A 9,896-nucleotide genomic window follows, 5' to 3' on the forward strand; every position below is an offset into this window, starting at 1 on the left:
ATAGATGGGTTTAATAACCATCTACTAAAACTTTCAACTCACCGGTTACGATATCAATTATAAGACCGTGTACAGGTACATCAGGGATTAATGGGTGATTTTTAATTTTTTCTACAACGTTTTTAACGTTTTCTTCTTCTGATTCGAACCCTCCAATCCATTCTGCAAGGTCATATTTTGCAATATCTTCTTCTTTAATACCACGAGCGAGCATTTTTTCTTTTAAAGCTTCAGCATCAGCACCAGCCATACCACATTCAGTGTGACCGACAACCATTACTTCTTCAGCGCCAAGGTTGTATAAAGCTGCACCAATGGATCTAATTGCATCTTCTCCGACAATGGAGTTTCCTGCATTTCTAACAATTTTTGCGTCTCCTCTTTCAAGACCAAGTGCTGGTTCAAAAAAGTCGATTAATCTGCAATCCATACAAGTTAAGATAGCTAACTTTTTTTGTGCATGGTGAGACATTTCTTTTCCGTCAAAATTTTCAACAAATTTCTTATTATCCTCTAAAACGTTTTCTAATATAGTCATTTTATACTCCCCTTGACATTGCTGTAAGGCCAGTACGTGAAATCTTTTTGATTCCAAAACCTTCTACTAAAGATATAAATGCATTAATTTTTTCTTTATCCCCAGTTAATTCAATGATTAATGTTTCTTCACAGACATCAACAATGTTTGCTCTGAATATATTGGTATATTGAATTATTTCTGCTCTTGCGTTTGTATCGGGAACATTAACTTTTACAAGACATAATTCCCTTTTAACTGCATTTTTAGTAATATCTTTAATCTTGATTACATCAACTAATTTATTTAATTGCTTTATTACCTGTTCCAAACCTTTCTCATCTGCATGGACAGTAATAATCATCCGTGAAAGACCTTCAACTTCGGATTTTCCAACTGTTATACCTTCTATATTTATTCCTCTCCTATTCAGTAATCCTGCAACTTTTTGTAAAACACCAGGTTTATCTTCAACTAATGTGGAAATAACATGATAATTAAAGGTCATTTAGTTCACATCCTTTTCAAGTTTATATTCACCAATCATTTCGCTTATTCCAGCTCCTGGAGGAAGCATTGGAAGCGCTTCATCAGGGTCGATGACAATGTCCAGCAATATAGCTTCATTATCTTTAATTGCTTTTGATAATGCCTCTTTAGTTTCACCAGGCTTTGTAATTCTGACACCGTTAATACCGAAACTTTCAGCCAATTTGACAAAGTCCGGATTGTTTTTGAATTTGGTTTGTGAATGTCTTTCATTGTACAATAGACTTTGCCATTGATATACCATCCCTAAAGTCTGGTTTTCCAGTACGACTCCAATGATAGGGATGTCATAATCCTTAACAGTAGCCAATTCCTGACAAACCATTAAAAATCCTCCGTCACCATTTATTGAAACGACAGGGTCTTCCGGACAGGCCACTTTAGCCCCAATAGCTGCGGGATATCCGAATCCCATGGTTCCAAGTCCACCGGAGGAAATGAATTTGCGCGGTTTTTGGGTATCATAGAAATGTGCTGCCCACATTTGATTTTGACCGACATCAGTTGTCAGGATTGAATCTGCAGTCAAAACTTCCGCAATTTCCTTAATGACACTTTGCGGTTTAAGTGGAACATCATCATAAGTCATTCTAGGAATCAAATCAATTTTGCGCTGTTTGATTCTATCAGTCCAGTTATTAACATCATTGGATGCAGTATAACCTTTAAATATCTTATTCAATGAAGACAATACATTTTTAGCATCCCCTACAATCGGCAAGTCAACTTCAACGTTCTTGCCTATTTCAGCAGGGTCTATATCAATGTGAATTACTTTTGTATCCGGAACAAAACTGTCAAGTCTTCCAGTGGTTCTGTCTGAAAACCTTATTCCAATAGCTATCAATAAATCTGATTCATTTACACTATCATTGGATACCTTACGGCCGTGCATACCAAGCATACCCAATGCCAAATCATTGGTTTCATCAAAAGCACCTTTACCTAAAAGTGAAGTCATGACCGGTGCATTGATGGTTTCAGCAAATTCCTTTAACTCTTCACATGCATTTGCTATAATGACTCCTGCACCTGCCAGAATCAATGGTTTTTTAGCTTCTTTAATCAGTCCGGCTGCTTTTTTTATTTGTCTGATATTTCCCCTGATGGTCGGATTGTAACCAGGGGTTTCAATTAAAGTATCGTCGAATTTAGAAAGTTCGCCTTCCTGAACCTCTTTAGGTACATCAATCAAAACCGGACCCGGCCTTCCTGTTGAAGCTATTTCAAAACTTGTCTTTACCATGGAAGGTATCAAATCAGGATCTTTAGGTTGATAACTATGTTTAACTATAGGTATTGTGATTCCAATAATATCTGCCTCTTGGAAAGCGTCATTTCCAATTAAATGTGTAGGAACTTGACCAGTAATTGCCACTATTGGAGAAGAATCCATAAAAGCTGTTCCGATTCCAGTTACAAGGTTGGTTGCACCAGGTCCAGAAGTTGACAAACACACCCCGACACGTCCGGATGCTCTTGCATATCCATCTGCTGCGTGAGCTGCGCATTGTTCGTGTCTAACCAGTATATGATCCAAATCAGCATCATATAACATGTCATAAAACGGTATGGTCTGTCCGCCCGGATAACCAAATATTGTTTTAACCCCCATATTTTTGAGGGATTCAATTATCGCTTCTCCACCTCTCATTTTCAAAACCTTTTTATATATTATACAGTTACTTATGAATAAAAAAATATATATAATTATTGAAAGAATATAAGTGTACTTAAATTGTGTGGATAAAATGCAGCTTACAAAATACCTTTGTCATAGAATACCCGAGAGAAGTTTCTTCATAAAAGGCCATCAATTTCCAGTATGTGCCAGATGCACCGGTTTTTATACCGGACTGGCAGTTTATCTAATCTGGAATCATTTTTACGGCCATGCATATGATATCAATACTTTAATTCTATCTATGATTTTGATGATACCTGTCGCTGCAGATGGATTTACACAGTACTTCGGCCCAAGGGAAAGTACAAATAGTTTAAGATTTATCACAGGCTTTATTGGCGGAATAGGTTTAATAATATTTTTAAAAATAATTTTTAGGTGGATTTTATATGTATTGTTTTAAATGTGGGGAAGAAAATCCGGATGAAGCAAAATTCTGTAAAAACTGTGGGGAGTTGCTAAAAGAAGAAGAAAAAGCAAAAAAAGTAGAGATAATTGAACAACCAAATACACATCAAAATACCTACCAAAAGACCACTACTACCTCATCTTCAAACTCAAAAAGCGACAGCAGCAATTGGATGGGGTGTTGTTTGTGTATAGTCGTGATATTTATAATATTTTCAATATTGGGAATGTTAGGCCTTTAGATAATAATACAGAACAGCTTTTTGAGCGTGCATTCTGTTTTCCGCTTCATCATAAACGACAGATTGCTCACCATCAATAACTTCAGCTGTTACTTCATGACCTCTGATTGCAGGCAGACAATGCATGAATATTGCATCATCATTAGCCAAGCTCATTAAATCTGAATTTACCTGGAATGGAGCGAAATCTAATTCTCTTTGTTTGGTTTCAGCTTCATCGCCCATACTTACCCAAACATCGGTGTATACCACATCGACATTCTGCAATGCAATTCCAATATCATCAGTTATTGTAATTTCAGTATTGTTTTCATTTGCATATTCTTTTGCAGTTTCAACAATGTCTTCTCTAGGTTCGTAACCTTTTGGACAGGCAATAGATATGTCCATTTTGAGTAGCGGAGCAATCAATAAAAGGGAATTACTTACATTATTTCCGTCACCGACGAAGCATATTTTTTTGCCTTCGCATGTACCGAAATGTTCTTTAATGGTTAATGCGTCGGCTAACGCCTGGCAAGGGTGTTCCAAATCCGTCAGTCCATTGATAACTGGCACGTCAGAATATTTAGCTAGCTCCTCAACATCACTATGTTTAATGGCACGAATCATTATTCCATCAACGAAACGGCTTAATACCTTTGCAGTATCTTTTATAGGCTCTCCTCTGCCCATCTGCAAATCGTTTGAAGATAAAAATATTCCCCTTCCACCTAACTGATACATTCCGACATCAAAAGAAACTCTGGTTCTTGTTGATGACTTTTGAAAAATCATCGCTAATGTCTTGCCGTCAAGTGGCTTATCTTCAACATCACCCGCTTTAATTTTAATAGCTAACTCTAAAATATCCTTTACATCATCTTTTATGTCAGTTATTGATAATAAACTGCTCATTGTTAATCCCCTTTAAACTTAACAAAAATAAATATTTCTTATTTATATATATTAAATGTTTCTATAAGTTTCCTTAAATTTCACAACGAATAGTGCACAACATTAGAAATTAAAAAAAGAGTGAAATAAAAGTTTTCATGAATTCTTATAGTTATAGATAACGTCCAAAATGGTAGATATTACCGGAATTAATAAAAACAGATATATGAACTTGCTTGAAACAAAAAAATCCAAGAGATTTACTATCATTACAAGAACCATTATACTCCCCAATGTAGTAAATACATGAACATTTTCTTGTTTTGAAGGTTTGTTTTCTAAAAAATCCCTTCTAAAAGCATAAACGTACATTAACATGAATGAAATTATGGTCAATAAAATATTTAATCCAAATATCGCCTCTGAGATGAAAAATTGAGAATAATTCCCAATCAAAGAAGTTGTAAACGGAATAAAGGACAGGCAAATTAAAAATAAAATATTTAGCCACAAATATGGCAAATTAAGATTATTAATCTTAATAAACTCATGGTGATATATCCAAAATGAACTGATAATAACAAAACTTATAATTGTAACGGCAATTGTAGGAGCTAAGGTTGTAAAAAACGAAATATAATTACTATACGATGAAACTGCTTCGGGAACGGCAATACCAAATACTAACAAAGTCATTACCATACCAAAAATACCGTCCGTAAGACCCAAAAGCCTTCCAGGATCAATACCTACATCACTTTCAAATGCATTTTTAATACGGCCAACGATGCCAATGTCGGAAGTATTGTTAACAGAAGATTCGATTAAATTGATTTTTTCATTATCTAAATTAGATGAGGCATACTTTTCAGATACAAACTCCTTTAATTCATCTAGAGTTTCTTCATCCCAATCCTCTTTAATAGCATCAAGATGTTTTTTAATTTCTATAAGTTTTTTATATTTATTTTCTAGTTCCCGGTCACTCATTATAATCTAAAAAAAATAAAAGAAATTTAGTTTAAAATTTCTTTCATATGTTCTACACGTTTTGCTACAAGTTCCTGAGTACCGACATCCCTTCTGTGGTAAACATTACCTTTAACAAATTCACATGCTTTTTCAGCTATTTTTTCAGCTTCTTCAATGCTTTCACCACTGGCTACAATTCCCAATGCCCTTGAACCGGACAGGTGAATTCCATCGTCTTCCTGTGATACGGCCGCATAGAATACTTTTGCGCCTAAATCTTCAATAGCTTGCTCATCCACATCAATAATTTCACCGGCATATTGGGTTTCAGGATATCCGTCAGGCACGATATATTTACATACGCTAGCCTTGTTTTCAAATCCAGCCTCGTCCAATGTACCGTCAACAATAGCTTGGCAAATATCAGCTAATGGAGTTTTCAATAAAGGCAGGACATTCATTGCTTCAGGATCACCAAACCTTGCATTGTATTCAATCAGTTTTGGTCCGTCAGCAGTCAGCATGAACTGACCGTATAAGATTCCTTTGTAAGGCTCTGCTTCCTCAGCAATTGCTTTGATTGTAGCTTTCATAATCTCTACAGCTTTATCGTAATCTTCCTGAGTTAAGAACGGCAATAGGCCTCCAACGTCAGAATATGATCCCATACCTCCGGTGATAGCTCCGACATCTCCTTCAAATGCATGAGGATGGTCCTGAGCTGCAGGCATAGGTGCCAGATGTTCACCATCACAAAATGCCTGAATTGTAAATTCTTCACCGATTAACCTTTCTTCGATGATGACCTGTGCAAATCCACCCATAACATTATCAATTACTTCACATGAGTATTCTTTTGCTTCTTCATTATCCTTTAAATGGTCTCCGACAATTTTTACTCCTTTACCCCCGGTCAATCCCACAGGTTTTACTACAACATCCCTGTCAAATTCATCAAGGAATTTTGAAACATCTTCGGAATTGTCAAATACCTTATAAACAAGAGAACCTTCAATTTCATAGTCTTCAAAGAGTTTTCTCATAAATGATTTGTCTGTTTCTATACGGGCCGCACTTTGGGTCGGTCCGACACATTTAATTCCATTCTTTTGAAGTTCATCTACAATACCTTTGCCGAGGGGAGCTTCAGGCCCGATGAATGCAATATCAATATCATTTTCTACTGCATATTCAGCTACCTTTTCAACTTCTCCCTCATCGCCTTGTTTGAATTCGGCAATTTTAGACATTCCAGGGTTAATTTTACTCATGTAGCAGTATAATTCAACATCATCCTTTAAAGCATCAGCAATGGCATGTTCACGAGCACCAGTTCCAACAACTAAAACCTTCATAATTAAATCTCCTATTAATTTTTAATATGTAGTTAGAAATATTTAAAATTATAATCTCAATAATTATACTTTAAATATAATCATATACAAATTACAATCATAAGGTGATTTGAATGAATAGAAAAATTATAATAGCACTCATTGTTATTGTGCTAATAGTCTTAGTGGGACTCGTTTCATTTTCACAAGGTATCAAAGTGGATACACAAATTAATTTCCTAAGCAATACAAGCTTGCAAAATGGAGATTCCGTTGAATTTGAACTTGTGGATGCACAGGGAAACAAATTAAGTGACCAGCAAATTGATATCAAATTTGAAACTAGTGAAGGAGTACAAAACTTCACCATTAAAACAGACAGCCAAGGAAAAGGAAGTCTGGTGTTAAATGATCAAAATGACGGTAACTACACTATTACAGTGACCTATGCCGGAGACAACGACCACAACAACTGCAGTGCAAGAGAAATAATTACCATTGGTGATGTAACTTCCGCAACTGCAAGTGATGCGGGAGGTCAAACAAGTAGCTACACTTCAGATTCCTCAGCTGCTCAGACAACAGATTCATCATCAAGTGCCCAATCTTCTTCTTCCGATTTGAGTTATGATAGTGATTTAAATGTTTATTATGATTCAAACGGCGTAATCCATGGTGGTCAGAATGATGGGGCTAACTACAATGATGTTAAAAACAACCCACAACAAGTTGATGAAGACGGAAGCTTAGTATGATTAATTAATCTTTAATTAATCCTATTTTTTATTTTTTTAATTTTTTTCAATAACTTTAAATACTAACACTTGCATATACAAGTGTATAATTGCATATGCAAGAGAGGTAGAATATGGAGAAAAATGAAAATATTGAAATGATAACAGGAGATCCCAAAAAGGCCATAAACAAACTGTCAATTCCAATTATAGCGAGTATGTTTTTAATCTTTGCAAACAACATCATAGACAGTATCTGGGTTGCGGGACTTGGAGCGGAACCGTTGGCAGCATTGGGATATGTAACACCATTATTTATGATTCTGGTAGGATTCGGAAACGGACTTGGAGCAGGTGGTAACTCACTGATTTCAAGATATATAGGTGCACAGGACAAAAATTCCGCAAACAATGCAGCAATACACAATCTTATCTTAAGCATCATATTTTCAGTTTTTGTTGCAATCGTGTTTCTTTTGTTTTTAAGGCCGTTGCTTGAACTGATGGGTGCCGCAAGCGTTATGAGCTATGCTATAGATTATGGATTTATTGTATTTCTATGTACCTTCGCCATTTTGATGCCACCTATTGTTGGAGGAGCATTCAGAGCAGAAGGAGACATTAAAAGGGCAACACTGCCAATAGCACTGGCTGCAGTAATCAACATGATTTTGGACCCAATTTTCATTTATACATTCGCAATGGGAATAAGGGGAGCGGCTCTTGCAACAGCACTGGGACCGTTCATAAGTCTGCTATTAATGTTTTACTGGATTTTCGTCAAAAAAGACACATATCTTTCATACAATCTTAAAGATTTCCACAACGACCTTAAGATGTATAAGGACATTCTGGTTGTGGGAATTCCTGCAAGTCTTGAGCAATTGGTTTTATCCGTCCTGACAATTTTTGTAAATTTCATGTTAACAATCGTTTCAGGACCTGTTGCAGTAGCGGTTTATACTGCAGGATGGAGAATAATAAACATAGGTATGCTTCCGGCCATAGGAATCGGAACAGCCGCAATATCAGTTGCAGGAGTTGCATTCGGTGCCAGAAAATATGAAAATCTGAGAATTGTTGCAAGATATGCCGTGAAAGTGGCTCTGATAGCATCAATCATAGTCTGCATAATCCTGATAGTATTTTCAAACCAGATTGCATACATTTTCTCATATTCCGAAAGCAGCAAAGAGCTTGCACCAATGATTGGAGGATTCCTGCAAATCATGAGCCTCTTCATATTGTATGTGCCGTTTGGAGCAAGTGCAGGTAACGTTTTCCAAGGGGTTGGAAAAGGAACCATATCCTTTTTACTTACAACATTCAGGGAATTCATTCTTGTGCTGATTTTTGCATACATTCTTGGATTTACATTCAACATGGGCGAATTCGGTATTTACTGCGGAATGCTTCTCGGTGGAGGACTTGGATCCCTAATATGTTATGCATGCATAGAACTATACATAAACAAATTGATTAGGAGTCGTGAAAATGGCATTTGATAGTGACATTCCAACATCTCCCCTTGTTTCACTGCTTCACAGAAGGCAAACCGCATTCCTTAACGACAAACTGAAAGATGTCAATCTAAGTTCAGGACTCTACCCCCTTTTAATAAAAACCTATAAGCTTGAAAAAGTAAGCCAGGGAGAACTGGCCGAAGCGTTGCACATCAATGAAAGTACAGTTACAAGAAACCTTGAAAAGCTTGAAAAAAAGGGACTAATACAAAAAACCCCTGAAAAAAGGAAAAAAATCATCAGCGTTACTTCCGATGGTGCAAAAATTGCCAAAAAGATTATGGACTATGATGACGAATGGGATGAGAAAATAAAAAATGCTATAAGCAATGAAGATTATAATAACTTCAAAAATATCTTAACAAAAATATGTGAGGATTTAATATGAATCAAACTATTAATGACCTAAAAACCAGAAGAAGTATCAGAAAGTTCAAAGAAGAGCAAATATCAGATGAGGATTTGAAAATCATATTAGAAACAGGAACCTATGCACCAACCGCAAGAGGTATTCAATCACCTAAAATCGTTGTCATTCAAAATCCTGAAACAATAAAAGAACTGTCTGCATGGAACAGAAGCTTTTTCCCTGTAGATGTGCCTGATGATATGGATCCATTTTACGGAGCACCGACATTATTGATCGTCCTTGCAGATGGTGAAGTGCCAACCTGGAGAGAAGACGGCTCAAGCGTTTTAACAGTTCTTGTAAATGCAGCTCATGCAATTGGTGTGGGATCCTGCTGGATTCACAGGGCTTATGATGAATTTCAAAGTGAAAAGGGTAAAGAACTCCTGAAAAAATGGGGAATTCCGGAAACTTATGAAGGAATCGGACACGTTGTTTTAGGTTATCCTGACATGGAAGCACCTAAACCTTTACCAAGAAAAGAAGACTACATCCACTATGTGGACTAAATTTTCTTTTTTATTTTTTTGAATGAAAAAATCAGTGAAAATTAAATAAATTTTACTTTCATGAAGAATCAATAATTTTCAATAGTAATTAAAATTGCTATAAAATAATTAACCGTATTTTTAAAATAATAATATTTAA

The 9,896-nt window shown here is 35.9% G+C and carries 12 protein-coding genes; 6 read left to right on the forward strand and 6 right to left on the reverse strand.

Annotated elements, in window-relative coordinates; genetic code table 11:
* Positions 1 to 10: 10 nt before the first annotated feature.
* From ACKI2P_RS08340 to ACKI2P_RS08350, 3 genes are read right to left on the reverse strand one after another with little or no spacing between them, the layout of a single operon-like run.
* Positions 11 to 538: a beta-class carbonic anhydrase gene (locus ACKI2P_RS08340; protein ID WP_407376759.1), complete on the reverse strand. Its 528-nt coding sequence runs from the start codon at positions 536 to 538 to the stop codon at positions 11 to 13.
* Between the two features lies 1 nt (position 539).
* Positions 540 to 1,025: an acetolactate synthase small subunit gene (gene ilvN, locus ACKI2P_RS08345; protein WP_407376761.1), complete on the reverse strand. Its 486-nt coding sequence runs from the start codon at positions 1,023 to 1,025 to the stop codon at positions 540 to 542.
* Entirely contained in the window at positions 1,026 to 2,720 is a 1,695-nt protein-coding gene (locus ACKI2P_RS08350; RefSeq protein ID WP_407376763.1) for an acetolactate synthase large subunit, read from the reverse strand. It lies immediately after the preceding gene.
* Positions 2,721 to 2,793: 73 nt separating this feature from the next.
* On the opposite strand from ACKI2P_RS08350, the gene ACKI2P_RS08355 reads away from it, so the two are divergent.
* Positions 2,794 to 3,153 (forward strand): DUF2085 domain-containing protein, encoded by a 360-nt coding sequence (locus tag ACKI2P_RS08355; protein ID WP_407376765.1) that lies wholly within the window; start codon positions 2,794 to 2,796, stop codon positions 3,151 to 3,153.
* On the forward strand, positions 3,140 to 3,400 hold the full coding sequence (locus ACKI2P_RS08360) for a zinc-ribbon domain-containing protein (RefSeq protein WP_407376767.1): 261 nt from the start codon (positions 3,140 to 3,142) through the stop codon (positions 3,398 to 3,400). The genes ACKI2P_RS08355 and ACKI2P_RS08360 overlap by 14 nt, the downstream gene beginning before the upstream one ends.
* On the opposite strand, the gene argF is transcribed toward ACKI2P_RS08360, so the two are convergent.
* The 3 genes from argF to purD form a co-directional block, all read right to left on the reverse strand.
* Entirely contained in the window at positions 3,389 to 4,297 is a 909-nt protein-coding gene (argF, locus tag ACKI2P_RS08365; protein ID WP_407376769.1) for an ornithine carbamoyltransferase, read from the reverse strand. The genes ACKI2P_RS08360 and argF overlap by 12 nt on opposite strands.
* A gap of 135 nt (positions 4,298 to 4,432) precedes the next feature.
* On the reverse strand, positions 4,433 to 5,266 hold the full coding sequence (locus tag ACKI2P_RS08370) for a TMEM175 family protein (protein ID WP_407376771.1): 834 nt from the start codon (positions 5,264 to 5,266) through the stop codon (positions 4,433 to 4,435).
* Between the two features lie 26 nt (positions 5,267 to 5,292).
* Entirely contained in the window at positions 5,293 to 6,603 is a 1,311-nt protein-coding gene (purD, locus tag ACKI2P_RS08375) for a phosphoribosylamine--glycine ligase (RefSeq protein WP_407376772.1), read from the reverse strand.
* A gap of 113 nt (positions 6,604 to 6,716) precedes the next feature.
* On the opposite strand from purD, the gene ACKI2P_RS08380 reads away from it, so the two are divergent.
* The 4 genes from ACKI2P_RS08380 to ACKI2P_RS08395 all read left to right on the forward strand — a co-directional run bounded on the left by ACKI2P_RS08380 (position 6,717) and on the right by ACKI2P_RS08395 (position 9,757).
* Complete coding sequence (locus tag ACKI2P_RS08380; RefSeq protein WP_407376774.1) at positions 6,717 to 7,337, forward strand: hypothetical protein; 621 nt, start codon at positions 6,717 to 6,719, stop codon at positions 7,335 to 7,337.
* Positions 7,338 to 7,450: 113 nt separating this feature from the next.
* The gene (locus ACKI2P_RS08385; protein WP_407376776.1) at positions 7,451 to 8,821 is read left to right on the forward strand and encodes an MATE family efflux transporter; all 1,371 of its coding nucleotides are present in this window, start codon (positions 7,451 to 7,453) and stop codon (positions 8,819 to 8,821) included.
* On the forward strand, positions 8,811 to 9,227 hold the full coding sequence (locus tag ACKI2P_RS08390) for a MarR family winged helix-turn-helix transcriptional regulator (protein ID WP_407376778.1): 417 nt from the start codon (positions 8,811 to 8,813) through the stop codon (positions 9,225 to 9,227). Before ACKI2P_RS08385 ends, ACKI2P_RS08390 begins: the two co-directional genes overlap by 11 nt.
* Positions 9,224 to 9,757, forward strand: a complete 534-nt coding sequence (locus ACKI2P_RS08395) for a nitroreductase (RefSeq protein ID WP_407376780.1) — start codon at positions 9,224 to 9,226, stop codon at positions 9,755 to 9,757. Before ACKI2P_RS08390 ends, ACKI2P_RS08395 begins: the two co-directional genes overlap by 4 nt.
* Positions 9,758 to 9,896 lie beyond the last annotated feature (139 nt).

Source organism: Methanobrevibacter sp., from assembly GCF_045541095.1.
In the GTDB taxonomy this organism is placed as follows: Archaea; Methanobacteriota; Methanobacteria; order Methanobacteriales; family Methanobacteriaceae; genus Methanocatella.

What these genes read in the sequence shown, in the direction of transcription:
- ACKI2P_RS08350 (WP_407376763.1), bottom strand. Translation starts at nt 2,720, where the DNA reads ATGAGAGGTGGAGAAGCGATAATTGAATCCCTCAAAAATATGGGGGTT.
- ACKI2P_RS08380 (WP_407376774.1), top strand. Translation starts at nt 6,717, where the DNA reads ATGAATAGAAAAATTATAATAGCACTCATTGTTATTGTGCTAATAGTC.
- purD (WP_407376772.1), bottom strand. Translation starts at nt 6,603, where the DNA reads ATGAAGGTTTTAGTTGTTGGAACTGGTGCTCGTGAACATGCCATTGCT.
- ilvN (WP_407376761.1), bottom strand. Translation starts at nt 1,025, where the DNA reads ATGACCTTTAATTATCATGTTATTTCCACATTAGTTGAAGATAAACCT.
- ACKI2P_RS08340 (WP_407376759.1), bottom strand. Translation starts at nt 538, where the DNA reads ATGACTATATTAGAAAACGTTTTAGAGGATAATAAGAAATTTGTTGAA.
- ACKI2P_RS08370 (WP_407376771.1), bottom strand. Translation starts at nt 5,266, where the DNA reads ATGAGTGACCGGGAACTAGAAAATAAATATAAAAAACTTATAGAAATT.
- ACKI2P_RS08390 (WP_407376778.1), top strand. Translation starts at nt 8,811, where the DNA reads ATGGCATTTGATAGTGACATTCCAACATCTCCCCTTGTTTCACTGCTT.
- ACKI2P_RS08385 (WP_407376776.1), top strand. Translation starts at nt 7,451, where the DNA reads ATGGAGAAAAATGAAAATATTGAAATGATAACAGGAGATCCCAAAAAG.
- ACKI2P_RS08360 (WP_407376767.1), top strand. Translation starts at nt 3,140, where the DNA reads ATGTATTGTTTTAAATGTGGGGAAGAAAATCCGGATGAAGCAAAATTC.
- argF (WP_407376769.1), bottom strand. Translation starts at nt 4,297, where the DNA reads ATGAGCAGTTTATTATCAATAACTGACATAAAAGATGATGTAAAGGAT.
- ACKI2P_RS08395 (WP_407376780.1), top strand. Translation starts at nt 9,224, where the DNA reads ATGAATCAAACTATTAATGACCTAAAAACCAGAAGAAGTATCAGAAAG.